Annotated in this window: 17 protein-coding genes; 5 read left to right on the top strand and 12 right to left on the bottom strand. The window is 58.5% G+C overall.

The genetic code is table 11. The features are described 5' to 3' along the window. Positions 1-65 precede the first annotated feature (65 nt). The gene (gene guaB, locus ACTZWX_RS01400) at positions 66-1,529 is read right to left on the bottom strand and encodes an IMP dehydrogenase (protein WP_072677490.1); all 1,464 of its coding nucleotides are present in this window, start codon (positions 1,527-1,529) and stop codon (positions 66-68) included. Between the two features lie 190 nt (positions 1,530-1,719). Between guaB and xseA the strand changes: the two genes are divergently transcribed. The 3 genes from xseA (at position 1,720) to ACTZWX_RS01385 (ending at position 5,662) form a co-directional block, all read left to right on the top strand. Further along, the gene (xseA, locus tag ACTZWX_RS01395; RefSeq protein WP_444712423.1) at positions 1,720-3,099 is read left to right on the top strand and encodes an exodeoxyribonuclease VII large subunit; all 1,380 of its coding nucleotides are present in this window, start codon (positions 1,720-1,722) and stop codon (positions 3,097-3,099) included. Positions 3,100-3,201: 102 nt separating this feature from the next. Further along, entirely contained in the window at positions 3,202-5,085 is a 1,884-nt protein-coding gene (locus ACTZWX_RS01390; RefSeq protein ID WP_444712422.1) for a propionyl-CoA synthetase, read from the top strand. Between the two features lie 367 nt (positions 5,086-5,452). After that, a complete protein-coding gene (locus ACTZWX_RS01385; RefSeq protein WP_058089577.1) occupies positions 5,453-5,662 on the top strand; it encodes a cold-shock protein in 210 nt (69 codons plus the stop codon). A gap of 103 nt (positions 5,663-5,765) precedes the next feature. Here ACTZWX_RS01385 and leuA read toward each other — a convergent pair whose 3' ends face one another. Next, entirely contained in the window at positions 5,766-7,460 is a 1,695-nt protein-coding gene (gene leuA / locus ACTZWX_RS01380) for a 2-isopropylmalate synthase (protein ID WP_444712421.1), read from the bottom strand. 132 nt (positions 7,461-7,592) lie between these two features. Here leuA and ACTZWX_RS01375 point away from each other — a divergent pair, with 132 nt between their 5' ends. Continuing rightward, positions 7,593-8,093, top strand: coding sequence for an Lrp/AsnC family transcriptional regulator (locus tag ACTZWX_RS01375; protein WP_082888527.1), 501 nt, complete (start codon positions 7,593-7,595; stop codon positions 8,091-8,093). On the opposite strand, the gene ACTZWX_RS01370 is transcribed toward ACTZWX_RS01375, so the two are convergent. Then, on the bottom strand, positions 8,081-8,704 hold the full coding sequence (locus ACTZWX_RS01370) for a TetR/AcrR family transcriptional regulator (RefSeq protein WP_444712420.1): 624 nt from the start codon (positions 8,702-8,704) through the stop codon (positions 8,081-8,083). The two genes, ACTZWX_RS01375 and ACTZWX_RS01370, sit on opposite strands and share 13 nt — an antisense overlap. A 125-nt stretch (positions 8,705-8,829) precedes the next feature. Here ACTZWX_RS01370 and ACTZWX_RS01365 point away from each other — a divergent pair, with 125 nt between their 5' ends. Next, positions 8,830-10,563 (top strand): proline--tRNA ligase, encoded by a 1,734-nt coding sequence (locus ACTZWX_RS01365; RefSeq protein WP_444712419.1) that lies wholly within the window; start codon positions 8,830-8,832, stop codon positions 10,561-10,563. A gap of 62 nt (positions 10,564-10,625) precedes the next feature. On the opposite strand, the gene murB is transcribed toward ACTZWX_RS01365, so the two are convergent. From murB to ACTZWX_RS01320, 9 genes are all read right to left on the bottom strand, one after another. Further along, complete coding sequence (gene murB / locus ACTZWX_RS01360) at positions 10,626-11,657, bottom strand: UDP-N-acetylmuramate dehydrogenase (RefSeq protein WP_444712418.1); 1,032 nt, start codon at positions 11,655-11,657, stop codon at positions 10,626-10,628. Next, complete coding sequence (locus tag ACTZWX_RS01355) at positions 11,654-12,133, bottom strand: low molecular weight protein-tyrosine-phosphatase (RefSeq protein WP_444712417.1); 480 nt, start codon at positions 12,131-12,133, stop codon at positions 11,654-11,656. The genes murB and ACTZWX_RS01355 overlap by 4 nt, the downstream gene beginning before the upstream one ends. Further along, on the bottom strand, positions 12,126-12,911 hold the full coding sequence (gene kdsB, locus ACTZWX_RS01350; protein ID WP_444712416.1) for a 3-deoxy-manno-octulosonate cytidylyltransferase: 786 nt from the start codon (positions 12,909-12,911) through the stop codon (positions 12,126-12,128). The genes ACTZWX_RS01355 and kdsB overlap by 8 nt, the downstream gene beginning before the upstream one ends. Before the next feature lie 26 nt (positions 12,912-12,937). Continuing rightward, entirely contained in the window at positions 12,938-13,126 is a 189-nt protein-coding gene (locus tag ACTZWX_RS01345) for a Trm112 family protein (protein WP_011785222.1), read from the bottom strand. Continuing rightward, on the bottom strand, positions 13,119-14,180 hold the full coding sequence (gene lpxK, locus ACTZWX_RS01340) for a tetraacyldisaccharide 4'-kinase (RefSeq protein WP_444712415.1): 1,062 nt from the start codon (positions 14,178-14,180) through the stop codon (positions 13,119-13,121). Before lpxK ends, ACTZWX_RS01345 begins: the two co-directional genes overlap by 8 nt. After that, positions 14,177-15,949 carry a lipid A export permease/ATP-binding protein MsbA gene (gene msbA, locus ACTZWX_RS01335; RefSeq protein ID WP_152437972.1) on the bottom strand — a complete coding sequence of 591 codons (1,773 nt, stop codon included), beginning with the start codon at positions 15,947-15,949 and terminating at the stop codon, positions 14,177-14,179. Before msbA ends, lpxK begins: the two co-directional genes overlap by 4 nt. Beyond that, positions 15,946-16,371, bottom strand: coding sequence for an ExbD/TolR family protein (locus tag ACTZWX_RS01330; RefSeq protein ID WP_444712414.1), 426 nt, complete (start codon positions 16,369-16,371; stop codon positions 15,946-15,948). Before ACTZWX_RS01330 ends, msbA begins: the two co-directional genes overlap by 4 nt. Positions 16,372-16,376: 5 nt before the next feature. Next, complete coding sequence (locus ACTZWX_RS01325; protein WP_058089566.1) at positions 16,377-17,003, bottom strand: MotA/TolQ/ExbB proton channel family protein; 627 nt, start codon at positions 17,001-17,003, stop codon at positions 16,377-16,379. 72 nt (positions 17,004-17,075) lie between these two features. Next, positions 17,076-19,532 carry a DNA internalization-related competence protein ComEC/Rec2 gene (locus ACTZWX_RS01320; RefSeq protein WP_444712413.1) on the bottom strand — a complete coding sequence of 819 codons (2,457 nt, stop codon included), beginning with the start codon at positions 19,530-19,532 and terminating at the stop codon, positions 17,076-17,078. Positions 19,533-19,550: the final 18 nt, after the last annotated feature.

Below are 19,550 nucleotides of genomic sequence, written 5' to 3'. Positions count from 1 at the left end.
GGAGTCCTCGGGCTTTAAAAAAACAGCGCGGCCCGGAAACCGGGCCGCGTCAAATCAGACAGTTCTTAGCCGATTCGGTAGTTGGGAGCTTCTTTGGTGATGGTCACGTCATGCACGTGGCTCTCACGCATCCCGGCGTTGGTAATGCGCACGAATTCCGGCTTGGTACGCATCTCATCCATGGTTGCACTGCCTGTGTAACCCATGGATGCACGCAAACCGCCCACCAGCTGGTGCACGATGTTGCGCATGGGGCCTTTGCAGGCCACACGGCCTTCAATGCCTTCCGGCACCAGTTTTTCAATACCTTTGCTGGCATCCTGGAAATAGCGGTCGCTGGAACCCTGCCCCATGGCACCGATAGATCCCATGCCACGGTATGCCTTGTAGCTCCGACCCTGGAACAATTCCACTTCACCCGGGGCTTCGTCAGTACCCGCCAGCAGGCTACCGATCATGACGCTGTGGGCGCCCGCTGCGATGGCTTTTGCGATATCACCGGAGAACCGGATACCACCATCGGCAATCACGGGGACGCCGCGCTCTTTCAGCGCCGCTGCCACATTGGACACCGCCGAAATCTGCGGCACACCAATGCCGGCGACAATACGGGTGGTACAGATGGAGCCGGGACCGATTCCCACCTTGACCGCATCCGCGCCGGCATCCGCCAGGGCAATCGCTGCACCCGAGGTGGCAATATTGCCGCCAATCACCTGAACATCAGGGTAGTTCTGCTTTACCCAGCGAACCCGGTCAATCACACCCTTGGAATGGCCATGGGCGGTATCCACCACAATCACATCCACGCCCGCTTCGGCAAGCGCTGCAATCCGGGCATCGGTATCACCACCGGTGCTCACCGCCGCACCCACGCGCAGACGGCCCTGCTCGTCTTTACAGGCCAGCGGGTAGTCTTTGGCTTTCTGGATATCCTTGACGGTGACCAGGCCCCGCAGTTCAAAGTCGTCGTTCACCACCAGGACTTTCTCGATGCGGTGACGGTGCAGCAGCTCTTTGATCTCTTCCAGGCTGGCGCCTTCTTTGACGGTGACCAGTTTTTCCTTCGGCGTCATGATGTCACGCACCAGCGTATCCATCCGGCTTTCAAAGCGAATATCGCGGCCAGTGACGATACCAACCAGATCGTGGCCATCCACAACCGGCAGCCCGGAGATGCTGTTGGCCATGGTGATATCGACCAGCTCACGGACGGTGGTTTCGGGCGTTACGGTAATCGGATCTTTAACAACGCCGCTCTCGTATTTCTTGACCTTGCGTACGGCAGCCGCCTGCTGTTCCACTGACATGTTCTTGTGCATGATGCCGATGCCGCCTTCCTGAGCCATGGCAATGGCCAGCTCGGCTTCAGTGACCGTATCCATGGCCGATGACACCAGCGGAATATTCAGGGTGATGCCTTTGGTCAATTGAGTCTTCAGCTCCACCTGATGAGGCAGAACTTCGGAATATCCGGGCACGAGGAGAACGTCGTCAAACGTGAGGGCTTCTTCGGCAATACGCAGCATTTGGGTCCGCCTTTTGAACATGCTAAGTTTGGAAATTCCATGCTGTACCCGCGGCGGCACAGCAAGGCAAAATCCTTAATCGATCTATTATAAAGTGGTGCCAACAGACAGTAAACCGCGAGGTTTTTGGTGTTTGGTTGCATCTTTTTGAATTTCCGTTATTTTTACCCCTCTCTTTCGGCTATTGCGTATGAATAATCACGGAGCGCGCCCTTTGATACCCCCTTATCCGGATTCCCGGCCCCGGGCCCTGTCGGTCAGCGAACTCAACCACCAGGCACGACATCTGCTGGAAACAAGCTTTATGCAGGTCTGGGTGGAGGGCGAATTGTCCGGATTTTCAAGACCTTCCTCCGGCCACTGGTACTTTTCCCTGAAAGACCAGAAGTGCCAGGTGCGCTGTGCCATGTTCCGGGGTGCCAATCAACGCCTGCGCACCCTGCCCCGTGAAGGCGACCAGATTCGCATCCGCGGAAAGGTCACACTCTACGAGAACCGGGGCGACTATCAGATCATTGTCGAACACCTGGAACCGGCGGGATTGGGTGAACTGCAACAGGCCTTTGAGGCCCTGAAGCTGAAACTGCAATCGGAGGGCCTTTTCGACCCGGCAAGGAAAAAGGCCATTCCAGCCACACCGCGCCACATTGGTGTTGTGACTTCGCCCACGGGCGCCGCCATCCATGACATATTGACCGTGCTGGCCCGGCGCTGCCCCGCCATCCCCGTCACCCTCTACCCCACAGCAGTACAGGGCCAGGCCGCCACGGCCGACATCGTCAACGCAATACAGCGCGCCCAGCAACACGGCGTGGCCGATGTCCTGATCATCGGGCGCGGCGGCGGCTCACTGGAAGACCTGTGGTGCTTTAATGAAGAAGCGGTAGCCCGGGCCATTGCCAGCTGCAGTATCCCCACCGTCAGTGCAGTGGGCCATGAAGTGGATGTCACCATTGCGGATTTCGTAGCCGATCTTCGCGCGCCCACCCCCTCAGCGGCCGCTGAGAAGGTTTCCCCGGACCAAAACCACTGGCTGCGCCGGCTGAACGAGCAGGAACTGAGGCTGAGCCAGGCGGCGCGCCGGCTAACCCAGCGCCTGCACACACAGCTTGGCCACCTGTCTGCACGGCTGCGGGACCCACGCAGGGAATTGCAGGAAAAGGCCCAGCGCATGGATGAGCTGGACGTTCGGCTGAACAAGGCGATCGCCCAGCGACTGACCCAAACCCGGGTAAAAACCGATCACCTGACCCAGCGCCTTGCCACCCAATCCCCACGCCGTACACTGATCGCCGCCCGGGACCAGGTGACCCGGCTCCATGAACGCCTTGAGATGGCCACCCGCCATTACCTGAAGCAGCAACAGGAACGCTACCAATACAACGCCCAGGCACTCCACGTTGTCAGCCCGCTTGCCACCCTGGGGCGCGGTTACGCGATTGTGAGGGATGAGCAGAACCAGATTGTTCGTGACGCCAGCCAGCTTGTCGAAGGCGCCGCCATCACCGCCCGGCTGGGCCACGGCAGCGTCACGGCGAAGGTGACGGAGATCAATTCCAACGGGGATTGAACAGACAAAAACGGCCAACTACGCCTATGGTCTAGTAGCCCCTGTTTCTAAAGCTTCTACAGTTGTGCATAACAGCCATAGAACAATAACAGCACAACTGAGGTGGAAAGCATGACATACCACTCCGAGTTCCGCCGGTCTATCGACCAACGGGATGACTTCTGGCGCGAGCAGGCCCAGAACATTGACTGGATCGAAACCCCGAACACCATCTGGCAGGCACTCGATAACGGTCACGGCCAGTGGTTCCCCGATGGCCTTCTGAATACCAGCGACGTAGCGCTTGATGCCAACATCCGGGCGGGCCGTGGTCAACAGACAGCCCTGATTTACGATTCGCCGGTGACCAACAGCCAGCAACACTTCACCTATGACCAATTACGGGATGAAGTAGCCCTGTTTGCCGGCGCCCTGCGTGCTCGCGGGATCGAGAAGGGTGACCGGGTCATTATCTACATGCCAATGATTCCGCAGGCAGCCATTGCCATGCTGGCCTGTGCCCGCCTGGGTGCCATCCACTCAGTGGTTTTCGGTGGGTTTGCTGCCCACGAACTTGCGGTGCGCATTGAGGATGCCAAGCCCAAGGCGCTGATCACGGCCTCCTGCGGCATTGAAGTCACCAGGGTCATTGAATACAAACCGTTGGTGGACAGGGCCATTGAGCAATCCAGCCACAAGCCTGAGCTGTGTGTGGTGTACCAGCGGCCGCAAGTCACAGCCAACCTGTCGGAAGGACGGGATTACGACTGGAACGACATGCCCGCCAATGCGGAGCCAGCAGATCCGGTGCCAGTGAAAGCCACCGACCCGCTTTATGTGCTTTACACCTCCGGCACCACCGGAAAGCCAAAAGGCGTGGTGCGGGATAACGGCGGCCATGCCGTGGCACTCAAATACAGCATGAAACTGGTCTACGACGCCAAACCCGGCGATGTCTTCTGGGCGGCGTCAGACGTGGGCTGGGTGGTAGGCCACAGCTACATTGTCTATGCGCCCCTGTTCGCTGGCTGCACCACCATCCTGTATGAGGGCAAACCGGTAAAAACCCCTGACGCCGGCGCCTTCTGGCGGGTAATCCAGGATCACAAGGTGAACATGCTGTTCACCGCGCCCACCGCCTTCCGGGCCGTGCGCAAGGAAGACCCGGAGGCTGATCAGCTAAGCCGCTACGATGTCTCGTCGCTGAAACGCATTTTCCTGGCCGGCGAGCGGTTGGACCCCCCCACCTACGAATGGCTGAAGGAACACACGGGCCTGCCGATTCTCGACCACTGGTGGCAGACCGAAACCGGCTGGGCCATCTGCTGCAACCCGGTAGGCATTGAAATGATGACCACAAAACCGGGCTCGGCGACGGTACCGTCGCCCGGCTTCAACGTGCAGGTCGTCGATATGGAAGGCAGCCAGGTATCGGCCGGCGAGCAAGGCCAGATAGCCGTCAAACTGCCCCTGCCACCGGGGTGCCTGATGACCGTATGGGGCGACGACAAACGCTTCCAGAGCAGCTACCTGAATCCGATTCCCGGCTTTTACAGCTCCGGCGACGGCGGCTTTATTGATGACGACGGCTACGTGTTCATCATGGGCAGGACCGATGACGTGATCAACGTCGCCGGACATCGCCTGTCCACCGGCGAAATGGAAGAGGTGGTGGCTTCACACCCGGCAGTCGCGGAGTGCTGTGTTGTAGGCGCCCACGACGACATGAAGGGCCAGATCCCGGTCGGCCTGGTGCTGATCAAAGACGGCGCAACCATAGACCAGGATGAACTGGAAGAAGAGCTGGTAGAAATGGTCCGCGACAAGATTGGCGCCATAGCGTGCTTCCGTCGGGCCATGGTGGTGGAGCGTTTACCGAAGACCCGGTCTGGCAAGATTCTGCGCCGCGTCATCCGCCAGATTGCGGACGGTGAAGAGTACAGCGTACCCAGCACCATTGATGATCCTGCCATCCTGGAAGAGATCAGCGAGAAATTCGTGCGCTGACCAACCCCGCCCGTGCACACAGACCACAACACAACTCTGCCTCAATGACCGGCAGAGTTGTGTTTCATCGTTATGACAACCCGTTGTTTTTTATAAATTAAAATCCCGACACTGATCGCCAAAAAAACAATTGACGCCCCCCAAAGTCGGTCTATACTGAAAATTGCTGTGCTCTTCTGCAGCGGTATTTGACGAATGCGCTACAACGTCCTGCCCAGGCTTCGCGTTGCCCCTTCCTCAGTACGCTCCGGACGACTCAGCATCGACGGCTTCCGCTCTGGCGGAAACCGCGTTTGTATGGATCCAGAGTCTGTGCGAAACAAGAAGGTCCCGTGAGGGCAAATTTTCAGAAAGACAGGAAAGATCGATGTCCGATACCAAAACTGGCCACGTGAAGTGGTTCAACGAATCCAAGGGCTTTGGCTTTATTGCCCAGGAAGGCGGCAGTGACGTTTTCGTTCACTACAGTGCAATCAACTCCAACGGTTTCCGTACCCTGACAGAAGGTCAGCAGGTGCAGTTTACCGTTACCCAGGGACCCAAAGGCCCCCAGGCGGAAAACGTAACCCCTCTGTAAGGGCGACGGTTTACCGCCGGATGCCCCTCACGGGCAGACGGAAAACAGAACGGCCGGCAACTATGCCGGCCGTTCTGCGTTCAGGCGTAGACAGAACCGGGCATCAGACCGCTTCCGCTGCTTCCGGCGCCTTTGCTGCCGGCATATCCGTGCCCACCGCCTGGGCCACTGCTGAAAACAGCGCTTGCAGGGTCGCCGAGGTGGTATCTTCCGCCAGGGCCGCTGCGCTGCAATGCTGACCATTGGCGGTCAGGCGAATACAGGCCAAGGCATTGGCGTTGGTGCCCTCGCCCAGAGCAAACTCATCGTATGCTTCTACCGCCACCGTAACGCCAAATCGCTTGGCCAGCCCGTCAGACACCGCCTCAACCGCACCCAATCCGCAGCCCTCAAAGGTCACGGGAGACGTGTCGCTACCGACCACCACTTCGGCACGAACACCCTCTTCGTCCCGATGCAGATCGTAGGAACGCAGTGACCAGTCTTCATGAACCCTCAGGTAGCGGTCTTCGAACAGGCGGTGGATGGTGTGGGAATCAATTTCGCCACCGTTGGTCTCGGCTTCTTTCTGGACCACTTTACTGAATTCAATCTGCAACCAACGCGGCAGGGTAATGTCGTAGTCCCGCTCCAGTACATAAGCAACGCCACCCTTGCCGGACTGGCTATTGATGCGCACCACCTCTTCATAGCGACGGCCCACATCGAACGGATCGATGGGCAGGTAGGCCACGTTCCAGGCGTCGCCCTCGTTGCGGCGGGCCAGGCACTTACGGATGGCGTCCTGGTGGCTGCCCGAGAAGGCGGTGAACACCAGCTCGCCCGCATACGGATGACGCGGGTGGGTGGAAATCTCGGTACAGGCTTCAACCACCTCGGTAATTTCCGCCATGCCGGACAAGTCCAGGGTCGGATCAATGCCCTGTGAATACAGGTTCATTGCCATGGTTACCAGATCCATGTTGCCAGTGCGCTCCCCGTTACCCATCAGGGTACCTTCAATCCGGTCAGCGCCGGCCATCACGCCCAGTTCGGCCGCAGCCACCGCACACCCCCGGTCGTTATGGGTATGCAGACTGATGCTGATGTGCTCGCGATACCGGATGTTTTCGCAAATCCACTCCACCTGGTCGGCAAACACGTTAGGGGTAGACATTTCTACGGTAGCCGGCAGATTGATAATCACCGGCTGCCCCTGATCCGGTCGCCACACCTCGGTGACCGCATCAATCACTTCCGCAGCGAAGTCCAGTTCGGTGCCGGTGAAGCTCTCCGGGGAATACTGGAAGGTCCAGTCGGTGTCCGGATAACGGGCCGCAATCTCTTTCACAAGGGTGGCACCGTTAACGGCAATCTCACGAATGCCGGCCCGATCGAGACCAAATACCTGCTCGCGCTGCACGGTGGACGTGGAGTTGTACACGTGCACAATCGCCTGCTTTGCACCTTCCAGGGCTTCATAAGTGCGCTCAATCAATTCTGGACGGGCCTGGGTCAGCACCTGGATTTTCACATCGTCCGGAATCCGGTTTTCTTCAATCAGCTTGCGGCAGAAATCAAAATCCGGCTGGCTGGCGGCCGGGAACCCAATCTCTATTTCCTTAAAGCCCAGTTTGACCAGCAAATCGAACAGGCGCTGCTTCTGGGCAACGGACATGGGCTTGATCAGCGACTGGTTGCCATCACGCAGGTCGACAGCACACCAGGTGGGTGCTTTCTCGATAACCTGGTCCGGCCAGCGGCGGTCTTCCTTGGCAACCGGTTTGAAGGCGACGTATTTACGATGATCAAAGGCCATAACGGAACATTCCTTTCGCTGTTCATATCAATGGAGAGAGTGTAACGCCCATATGGCGCTATTTGGTTGCTATTTTAGCCCAAAATCGTTATTCATAAGCCATATATTGCAACAAGTCAGGATTTACAGCATATGATTGCGAACAATGACAAGACACTGGTCAGAATTGACAAAACTGACCGGAAAATCCTGGAACAATTGCAGAAGGACGGCTCCCTGACCAACCAGCAACTGGCGGAGAAAGTCGGGCTTTCGCCCTCCCCTTGCCTGCGCCGGGTGCGGGCGCTCGAAGACGCGGGCATCATAGTGCGGACAGTGACCATTCTGGACCACAAAAAACTCGGGTTATCGCTGACCGCCATCATTCTGATCGGCATGGACCGACATACACCGGAACGCTTTGCCGCTTTCGAGGAACAGGTGGCGGTCTTTCCAGAGGTTCAGGAGTGCTATCTGATCACCGGCCAGAGTGCCGATTACATGCTGAAAGTGGTGGTGCCAGACATGGATCATTATCACCAGTTTCTGCTCAACCGCATTACCCGGATTCAGGGTGTCAGTGGTGTGCACTCCAGTTTTGTGTTGCGGAGAGTAATCGACAGTACCGCCCTGCCCCTGGGCTATCTTTCCTGACGGATCAGCTCAGCCAGATAGGCTCTGGCCATACACTTCAACTCCACCACCAGCTGCTGGCCCTGATCGTCCGGCAGGGTAGCCGCCAGCCTGAGGATGGTTCCGGCCGAACGGGGCAGCAGCAGGCTGGCTGTCCAGCTGCGTTCTTTCGGCAGCGACGGATATTCCTGCTGTAGCCTGGTATCCAGGTCTCGGGCGTTGCTGTAGAGCTCCCGCAAGTCCAGCTCCCGCAGCTCGGGCATGGACTCCACGCCGCTCCAGATTGCCGAGTACGCCGGTTCGGTGCGGTAGAAGTCGTAGAACTGATCAATCAGCACATCCACCGCGTCGTGCAGGCTCAGCTCGGGCAGCTTCTCCCGCAGCGCGGTTTCCATTTTCTCGACATGCCCTTCGGCAATGGCATGAACGATGGCCGCTTTGTTCGGAAAGTAGCGGTAAAGGGACGCTAACGACATGCCAGATTGCCGGGCAATGGCGGACATACTGGTGCCATCCACCCCGTTCTCATGAAAAATGGCCGCGGCATGGCTGAGGATATTGCCCACCCGCTCCCGACTGCGCGCCTGAACCGGTCGCCGGCGAGGTGTTACGTCGATAGATTCGTCAGACATCATCTGTACCTTGTGAAGCAGGCTCCGTACAATAACGTCCACTTTACGACAAAGAAAGGCAGAAGCAGGCCAGAAGCCCTGCCAATTAGTCTTAACCCCCACTTTTCAATAAAGCGGAAGACACGATGCGAGCAAGCCGTTACCTGATTGCCACCCAGAAAGAGACACCCTCAGATGCAGAGATTATCAGCCATCAGCTGATGCTGCGCGCCGGAATGATCCGGAAGCTGGCCGCAGGCCTCTACACCTGGCTCCCCATGGGCCTGCGCACCCTGCGCAAGGTGGAACGAATTGTTCGCGAAGAGATGGACAAGAGTAGAGCCCAGGAAGTTCTGATGCCGGCCGTGCAGCCAGCCGAGCTCTGGCAGGAATCCGGGCGCTGGGAGCAGTACGGCGGCGAACTGCTGCGTATGAATGACCGCCACGGCCGGGACTTCTGCTTTGGCCCAACCCACGAAGAAGTCATCACCGACCTGATCCGCAACGAACTGAAAAGCTACAAGGAACTGCCGGCTAATTTTTATCAGATCCAGACCAAGTTCCGTGATGAGCGCCGCCCCCGCTTCGGCGTTATGCGTGCCCGCGAATTCATCATGAAGGATGCCTATTCCTTCCACCTGAACGCAGCTTCGCTGGATGACACCTACCAGGTTATGCACCAGACCTACTGCAACATCTTTGATCGACTGGGGCTGGATTACCGGCCGGTGCAGGCCGATTCCGGTGCCATTGGCGGCAGCGCGTCTCACGAGTTCCATGTACTGGCATCCTCCGGCGAAGACGCCATCGTGTTCAGCACCGAAAGCGATTACGCCGCCAACATCGAAAAAGCTGAAGCCATTGCCCCTGCGGGTGATCGCCCGGCTCCTGGCGAGACCATGACCGAAGTGCACACGCCAGGCCAGAAAACCATCGAAGCCGTTTCCCAGTTCCTCTGCCTGCCGGCAGAGCGCAGCGTGAAGACCCTGCTGGTCAAAGGCAAAGCCGACGAGAACGGCGAATCCGGCCTGGTGGCACTGATTCTGCGGGGCGATCACACCCTGAATGAAATCAAGGCAGAGAACCTGAACGGCATTGCCGAGCCGCTGACCATGGCCACCGATGAAGAAATCGAAAAGGCTATTGGTTGCAAACCCGGCTCCATCGGCCCGGTCAACCTGGCTGTGCCTGTGATCGTCGACCGCAGCGCTGCCCACTTGGCAGACTTCGTGTGTGGTGCCAACAAGGACGACTACCACCTGACCGGCGTTAATTGGGAACGCGACGTACCCCTGGGCCGGGTGGAAGACCTGCGCAACGTGGAGGAAGGTGATCCCAGCCCGGATGGCAAGGGTACCCTGGAGATCCGCCGTGGTATCGAGGTCGGCCACATCTTCAAACTGGGTAACAAGTACAGCTCTGCCATGAACGCCACCGTTCTGGATGAAAACGGCAAAACGGTGATTATGGAAATGGGCTGCTACGGCATTGGCGTTTCCCGTATTGTGGCCGCGTCTATCGAACAGAACCATGACGACAAGGGCATCATCTGGCCAGACGCCATCGCTCCGTTCCAGGTGGCCATTGTTACTCTCAACGCCCACAAGAATGCGGTAGTGGCCGAAGCCGGCGAGAAACTTTACAGCCAGTTGCGCCAGGCGGGTTACGACGTACTGCTGGATGACCGTAACGAACGCCCAGGCGTCAAGTTCGCCGATATGGAATTGATGGGCATTCCTCACCGGTTCGTGATTTCAGAGCGCGGGCTGACCGCCGGCACCCTGGAATACAAGGGCCGCCGCGATGAAGAAAAACAGGACATCCCGGTGGAAGAAGCGCTGGCGTTCCTGGTGAAAGCCTCCCCGAAGGGCGGCCTCTAAGGCCGCTCGATCATCCCCTGGGCTGCCTGAAAGGGCAGCCCGGCGGTTTCTGACCAGTCACGCTAACGAGCGCCAACGACACCCGGTTCCATTTCAAGCTCAACCCCGAAGGTTTCCTGCACAGACCGGCGCACCTCGTCAGCCAGCGCCAGCACCTCGGCACCAGAGCCCCCCGAGTGGTTGATCAGCACCAAAGCCTGTCGGTTATGAACACCCACCCGGGTATTGCGAAAGCCTTTCCAGCCAGCCTGGTCAATCAACCAGGCCGCAGCCAGTTTGACACCCTGCTCTACCGGATAAAACACCACACCAGGAAAGCGCTCCTGCAACCTTTCAAACGCCACCTGATTGATCACCGGATTCTTGAAGAAGCTGCCCGCGTTAGGCAAAACAGCGGGGTCCGGCAGCTTGCGGTGCCGCACCGCCATCACCGCTTCAGCAACCTCCAGAGGCGTAAGGGCGTTGACATCGGTATCCCCGAGATAATCCTGAAGGTCCCGGTAATCCAGCTTTAATGGCAAGGATCGGGAAAGTTTTAGTCTAAGTTCAAGGATGGTGTAGCGGCCAGGCTGCCGTTTGAACAGGCTGTCACGGTATCCAAACTGGCAATCGCCGGCGGTCAGGGTAACCACACCCCGGGTAACACGATCCAACGCTGTCACACTTACCAGGGTATCGGCAAGTTCAACACCGTAGGCACCAATGTTCTGCACCGGCGCAGCGCCGGCAGTACCGGGAATCAGCGCCAGGTTTTCTATGCCCCGGTAACCCGAGCGGGCAGCGTATAAAACCGCCTCATGCCAGTTTTCACCAGCACCCAGAACAAGTACGGCGTCATCACCGTTTACTTTTTCCCAATGCCGGCCCCGAATCTGTATGTGCAGGACCGCACCGTCAAAATCACCGGCAAACACAAGGTTACTGCCACCACCGAGAATCAGGGTGTCCAGCTCCCGGGCCTCAGCCCAGGCCAGTGCGGCGGTGAGGTCATCCACGCCGGAAATCCGGATCAAATAACGAGCCCGCGCCGCAATCGCGAGTGTATTCAGCTTACGCAGATCAGCATGCTCGGTGACACTCAGCGCGCCATTCAAGCCAATCGCCCCCGGATATCCTCCAGTAAGCCTTGACTGGCTTCGTGGATCAGGTCCAGCACTCGTTCAAAACCGTCCTCACCGCCGTAGTATGGATCCGGCACCTCGGCCTGGCCGGACTCACCAAACTCAAGAAAAAGGCGAGGTTCGGTGCCGCCATTCAGATGCCAGATATCCCTGACATCGGCCAGGTTCTGCCTATCCATCACCAACACGTAATCAAACCGGTCGAGGTCTTCAGCCTTGATCTGCCGGGCCCTCAGGTCACTGATATCCACACCGCGACGGTCTGCCGCCGCCATGGCCCGGGCATCCGGCGACTTACCAATATGCCAGTTACCGGTGCCACAGGAGTCAATGTGCAGATGTTCTGTCATTCCCTGCTCAGTGACCAGTTGCCGGAACACCCCTTCCGCCGTTGGCGAACGACAGATGTTACCCAGACAAACAAACAACACACTGACCTGATCAGGCATAACGTCCTCCTGCTTCTATTAGAGCCCGCACCCGGGCCAGATCCTCTTCGGTATCAACGCCCGATGCGGGCGGTCGATCAGCGATATCCACGTGAATGTGAGCACCGTTATACAAGGCCCGGAGCTGTTCCAGCGCTTCCACCTGTTCTGTCGGTGCCGGCGGCCAGCTGACAAACTGGCTGAGCACACTGGCACGGTAGCCATAAATGCCAATGTGCCGGAAGTAACCAATGCCCTCGGGTAAGTCTACGTCAGCCACCGATGCGTTGGCGGGCCAGAAGTCCCGCGCCCAGGGGATGGGTGCTCGGCTGAAGTAGTGCGCCATTCCCCGGCTATCGAACACCACCTTCACCACGTTCGGGTTGAATACCTGCCGGGCGTCGTGGATACGCTCGCACAGGGTGGCAATACTGGCCTCAGGGAAGTAGTCGAGATTATCGGCCACCTGGTTAATTAACGCCGGCGGTATCAGCGGCTCGTCACCCTGTACGTTAACCACCCGGTGGTCCGGGTCCAGCCCCAGCTTTCGGGCAACCTCCTCAAGCCGGTCCGTGCCACTGGCGTGGTGTGGTGACGTCATGACCACCTCGGCACCGAATGCCTGGCACGATGCCTCAATGCGCTGGTCGTCGGTGGCAACCACGACCCTGCTCGCCCGACTTTCCTGGGCGCGTTCACATACGTGCTGGATCATCGGTTTACCGGCAATCATGGCCAGCGGTTTACCGGGTAACCGGCTGGAGGCGTAGCGGGCGGGGATGACAACGGTAAATGACATACTGATGCGTCCTGCTGGCGGGTGTGTCAGTGCTTATCAAGCCGTTCGTCGGTACTCAGGGTACGGGCCTCTACGGCTAACATGACAGGGATACCCTCACGAATCGGAAACGCCATGGCGTCCTGGTAACAGATCAGCTCGGTACGGGCATCGTTGAGCTTGAGTTCACCCTTGCACACCGGGCAGGCAAGCATGGCCAACAGTTTCTTATCCATGGTTGGTTCTCTCAGTATTTTGTTGATGCAACTGCCCAGAGCATGCCCTGAGCCGTTCCAGAAAGCGATGTTCAAAAGGTTCCGACAGACAGGCATCCACCGTCAATACCCAGGCGTTGTCGGGTGCAAAGCCCCGGCATTTGACCGCATCTTTCGCGGTCATGACCAGCCACTCACCCGCACTGGAGCCAAGGTCTTCCGGGCGGAAACGGTGATGATCGGGAAAAGCCGCTTCGGTGACCTGTGCTCCCAGGCTCCTCAGTGTGTCAAAGAAACGTCCCGGGTTGCCTATTCCGGCAACCGCACGCACTGACCGCCCCCCGAGTGCTGAGGGCGCCAGAGTCTCCCCGGAGTTCAGGTTGACCAACGACGCCGGCTGCAGTGACATGGCATGGATCTCGGGATGCGCTACGCCGGCAAACTCGTCGATCTGCTGACCCGGCGGCGGGAACACTTCTCCATTGAGAATCACAAAATCCACACTCGAGAGCCGTGTTACCGGTTCGCGCAATGGGCCCACCGGAATCAGGGCACCGTTACCAATGCCCCGGCCGGCATCAAACACCGCCAGCTCAATATCCCTGGGCAAGCGGTAATGCTGCAAGCCGTCATCACAGATCAGGACGTCGCCGAGTGCCTGCGCCAGGGCCCAGTGCCCACCGCGACAACGGTCGGGATCGACCACCACCGGGCACCCCGTGGCCAACGCCAGCATCAGCGGCTCATCACCGCAAACCGATGCCGGCGTGGTGTCTTTTACCAACAGAGGATAATGATCGCTCTTGCCGCCGTAGCCCCGGCTCAGGATAACCGGATGCCAGCCGTCCTGCTTCATGCGTTGCACCAGCCGGGCGGTCAGGGGGGATTTGCCGGTACCACCTGCGGTGATATTGCCAACCACTACGACCGGCAAGGGCAAGCTTTCATTGCGGGCCTGCCAGGCTTTCCGGCGTTTCGATTCAGACACCACCCGGTACAGCCAGGCCAATGGACCGAGGATGGCCAGGGGCTTGCCCTGGCCATACCAAAAGCGGTCAATGCGGCTGCTGCTCATGCATGCTCGCTGAACTGGATCTGATGCAACTGGGCATAGGCGCCGTCTGCCGCCAGCAATTCCTCATGCGTGCCGGATTCGACAATGTGGCCTTTGTCCATCACCAGTATCCGGTCCGCCTTTTCGATGGTGGACAGGCGGTGGGCAATGACCAGCGTCGTCCGGCCTTGCATCACCGTCTCAAGGGCTTCCTGAATATGCCGTTCCGACTCTGTATCCAGTGCCGACGTGGCCTCATCAAGGATCAGGATCGGGGCGTTCTTCAGCAAAGCCCGGGCAATGGCCAGGCGCTGGCGCTGGCCGCCAGACAACATCACGCCGTTATCCCCGATCATGGTATCCAGGCCTTCCGGCATCCGGTCGATAAACTCCAGGGCATGAGCCTTGGCGGCGGCTTCCCGGATTTCTTCACGACTGCAGTTGCGCAAGGCACCGTAGGCGATGTTGGCGGCAATGGTGTCGTTGAACAGCACCACGTTCTGGTTCACCAGAGCAATCTGGGAACGCAGACCCTTGAGCGAGAACTCCTTGAGAGACCTGCCATCGATTCGGATGTCACCCTCGGTGTACTCATAGAATCGGGGTAGCAGGCTGACCATAGACGATTTACCACTGCCCGAACGGCCGACCAGTGCCACACTCTGCCCGGCCGGCACCTTCACTGAAATACCGTCCAAGACATTATCCAGTTGATCACGATAGCGGAAGCACACCTTATCGAACTCAATATGGCCTTCCACACGGTCTGGGGTGTATTCGCCGCGATCTTCCTCTGGCTGCTCGTCCATGGTTTCAAACACGTCATAGGCCGCAGCCACGCCCTTCTGAATCTTGGCATGCACCGAGGTTACCTGACGAATGGGCTTGGCCATGGTCGTCGCCGCGGTAATGAAGGCGATTAACTGGCCGGTACTCATCTCACCACGGATTTCCGGAGACAACATGGTCCAGACCAGCGCGGCAATGGCGATAGCCACCAACACCTGGATGACCGGCACGCTGATGGCCTGAGTAGAGGCCATTTTCAGGCTTTGTTTGAGGTTCTGGTCGCTGACTTCCCGGAAGCGTTCACGTTCGTAGTCTTCCCCTCCAAAGGTTCGCACCACCCTGTAACCGGAGATGGATTCTGAGGCCACATGGGTGATATCACCCATCGACCCCTGAATGCGCTTGCTGATTCGGCGAAAACGCTTGCTGGCGTAATTCACCACCAACCCGATCACCGGCCCCACGGTCAGGAACACCAGGGTCAGCTTCCAGTTGGTATACAGCATAAAGCCTAGCAAGCCGACGATGGTCAGGCCTTCGCGGAGGGTGATGGTGATGGCGTTGGTTGAGGCCTCGGCCACCTGCTCGACATTGAAGGTAAGTTTGGACACCAACCTGCCAGAAGCATTGTCATCATAATACCGCGACGGCAGTGTCATCAGGCGATCGAACACATCATTGCGGAGGGCATTGATTACCTGCCGCCCGACGTAACTGATGAAGTATTGACTGAAAAAGGTGCCCACACCCCGCAAGGCGAAAATGCCGACAATCAGGCCCGTCAACAGCAACCGGTTCTGATCCGTCGGATTCTCAATGGCGGTGATCACATACTCCATGGCAGCCGCCATGCCTGTGGAGGCCGCGGCATAGATAATGTTCCCCAGCACCGCGAGGGAGAACGCGAACCAGAAGGGTTTCACATAGGCGAGCAATCGTTTGTAGGTTGCCCAGCTTCCGGTTGGCGGTACCTTCAGAGGTTCCGGCCTTGCATCGATCACGGATTCTCAGCCTCCCACTCTGTGGTTATGCTCAGTTTCGCAAACCCCAGGCGGCCGGCCACATCCATGGCGCGCACAACGTATTCATGGGGAGTTCTGGCATCGGCCGTAATGATAAACGGCAAGCTGTTGTCTCCCTCAGCTAATTCCCTGACACCCCGCTCAAGGGTTTCACGCCGATTATTGACCAGTGTCCTCTCGTTCAGGATGTATTGGCCCTCAGCATTGATCACTACATCGATCTGCCTTACCTCAAAGGGCGAAACCGGTTCGCCGCTCGCCTCGGGCAAATCCACCTGCAGGTGGCTTTCCCGAGTAAAGGTGGTGGACACCATAAAGAAAATCAGCAACAGGAACACCACATCGATCAGTGGCGTCAGGTCAACCCCGACCTCCTGGCTTCTCTGGCGCTTGAACTTCACGGTGTTCAGGCTCCTTCCACGTCGATTTCACGGTCGCCATGAACCACTTCCACCAGCTTGATGGCTTCCTGCTCCATGTTAACGACCAGCTCATCAACGCGACGAATGAAGTAGCGATGACAAATCAGGGCGGGAATAGCGACGCTCAGGCCCGCAGCCGTGGTGATCAGCGCCTCCGAAATACCGCCAGCGAGATTACCGGCGTTACCCACGCCCGCCAGCTGAATTTCCGCAAATACTTTGATCATACCGATGACCGTGCCCAGCAAACCCAGCAACGGTGTAATAGTGGCAATGGTACCGAGGGGGTTCAGGAAGCGTTCCAGATCATGGATGACCTGGCTGGCTTCGTGCTCGATGCTCTCTTTCATGATCTCCCGGCCGTGCTTGGCGTTGATCAGCCCGCCAGCGAGTATACGGCCCAGCGGTGAGGAGCCCTGAAGCGCCTTGAGCTTGCGCCCATTCAGTTCTTTTTTCTTGATCCAGCGCCAGAGTTCGTTAATCGATTGTGGGGGCGCTACCCTGGAGGCTCGCAGAGTCCAGAACCGCTCCAGAACAATGGCAAGCGCCAGGATGGAACAGGCAACAATGGGCACCATCAGGATGCCACCGGCTTTCAACAGCTCGAACACGCTTGATCTCCCTGATTAATTACAAGCCGCGCTACTTTAGCATAGCTGCCGGTTCAGGCCACACCCGGAATGTCACGGTATTTTACATTGGTCACGGGTCAGCCCCGGCCCCTGGATCCAAAACGGAACAGTGTGGCGTAGCTCACTGATTTTCGGGCCATGCTTACTCAAGGTAATGACGATCTCTCCGGAGCAGGCGGTGTTGAGTGGGCGAGCATTCGCCAGCTGGTACCGGGCCACTACATCAGGATGGGGGTGGCCGTATCTATGCCGATAGCCCGCCGTGTAGATTACCCAGTCGGGCGCGACACGATCGATCCACGGTGCAGAGGAAGATGTTTTGCTGCCGTGGTGCGGCGCAAGCACCAAGCGGAAATCCACTGCCTTGCGCAACCACGGCACCGTGCCGGGGGCAAGCATATCTGCCTCTACCCGTTTACTGATATCCCCGGTAAGCAGCACGTCAGAACCACTGGCGGGATGGTGAACCCGGACCACACAGGACGCATCGTTTCCGGTGCGCTCGGCTTGGGACTGCCAGAATTCGAACACAACCCCATGCCATTCGAACGGCTCTGATCGACACTGTCCTACCGATTTCCCCTGCACTTCGTCCAGAATCCCGGCCACGACTTCCGGCTCACCGCTCTGTATCTGCTCCACATCTACGGCTTGTACCAACTGTACCAGGCCACCGGCATGGTCACTGTCACCGTGGCTGATTATCAGACGATCAAGTTTATTAATCCCCAGGGCCCGGAGGTTCGGAAGCAGTGTCGAGTCAACAGCCGAAAACACACCCCGTACTTCCGGCCCTGTGTCGTAAACCAGTGCCTTGCGCCCCACACGCACCAGAACAGACAGACCCTGGCCCACATCCCAGACACGAATTTCCGGCTCCACCACCTCCGGGTTAATGGCGGCAGGCCTTGTCAACACCGCCGTGACCGCCCAGGCCCCGACTAACGCCACGGTCATCAGGCGAAAAACCCTGTCAGGGAAACGGAGCAGCAGAACGACGACAGCCGCCAACAATGTCAGTAAAAAGGGTGATGCCTCTGGCGTTAATGCGGACACTGGAGCCGCCAGTTGCTCCACCCACTGCAGCCAGGCCATCAACGGGCCCAGTACTGCGTCAAGCAGCGAACTTACCCAACCCGTTACCGCGCCAGCGGACACCAGCACCAACAAAGCACCTGCAAACAGCACCGGCATCACAACCAGCGATACCCAGGGAATCGCCACCAGGTTTGCCACCAAACCGGCCAGCGGCTGGCTCTGCCCAAGCCCGGACAACAATGGCCACAAGCCCGCAAAAACCGCTACCTGTGCCAATACCAGGCCCCTGACCCAGCCGGGGCCTGCCAGGCGCCCGCTGAATACCGCCAGCAAGACCGCCACCGCACCAAAGGACAACCAGAACCCCTGATCCAGCGGCGCGAACGGGTCAAGTAACAGCACCAGAAACAAGGCTGAACAGAATGGTCGCCAGACACTGGCCTCGCGGGCCAGAAGCAGATACCAGCCGCCAACCAGAACCATGATCAAGGCTCGGCGGGTTGGTACGGTAAACCCGGCAACCAGTGCATAGAACAGGCAACACAGGATAACCAGCGCAAAGCCTGCGATTCGCCTGCGCCGCTCATCCAGCCAGTGCGCCGGCACGGACAAGGTGAAGCGGCGCGCAACCAGGCCAGCACCAACCGCCACCAGTCCCAAGTGCAACCCTGATATCGCCACCAGGTGAATCGTGCCCGTTGCCCGAAGCGTTTGCCAATGCCGATCCGTGAGATAACCGCGGTGGCCGATCAGCAACGAGGCAATCAAAGGGTATTCACCGGCATCGGAAAAATGCCGATGAACCTGCTCAGCGACCGTTTGATGCCAGGCGTGGTACCGGCAATGCCAGCCACAATGAAGATCCTGGTCCAGGGCAACCGCCCGAACGCTTCCGGTTGCCCGGTAACCTTTCCTGAACAGCCAATCCTCATAGCGAAACCCCTCGGGATTCAGGTTGCCATGCGGCCGTTTAAGGACCACCTCCAGTCTCAGCCGATGGCCGGGCAGCGCCTGATCATTCCGGCCATACCAGGAGAGACGCACTCTGCGGGGAAGTACCGGTGTGGCGTCCTGTTGGCCTTCGCTGTGCCAACTGACAACACACACGCTAAAGCGCAAACTGCTGAAACTGCCGGCCTGCGGAAGCTCACAAACATACCCTGATAGTTCCAGACGCTTGCCTTCCATATCCGCCGGCAAGCGCTCCGCCAGGCGCGCTTCAGAATGCCAGCCAGCCCAGGCCAGACCCAGCACAAGCAGAGCCAACAGCCTGATCAGACGGCGCATGGTACCCTGACGGATCAGGAGAGACGCACTAACCATCAGCAGCCCGACCAAAAACAGCCACCAGGGCGGTGGTAAAAGCGTTAGTTGATACAGTAAGATAACGCCGCACGAGAACGCGACAATGCCGGGCGCGCCGACTACGCTGTGTTCAGGCGTTTGGTGAGTATGAAACAGACCGGACAATCCTTGTCCTCCAGTGCA

The sequence above is a fragment of the Marinobacter sp. NSM genome, from assembly GCF_052380025.1.
Classification (GTDB): Bacteria; Pseudomonadota; Gammaproteobacteria; order Pseudomonadales; family Oleiphilaceae; genus Marinobacter.
This window is presented reverse-complemented; position numbering and strand designations above follow the sequence as displayed.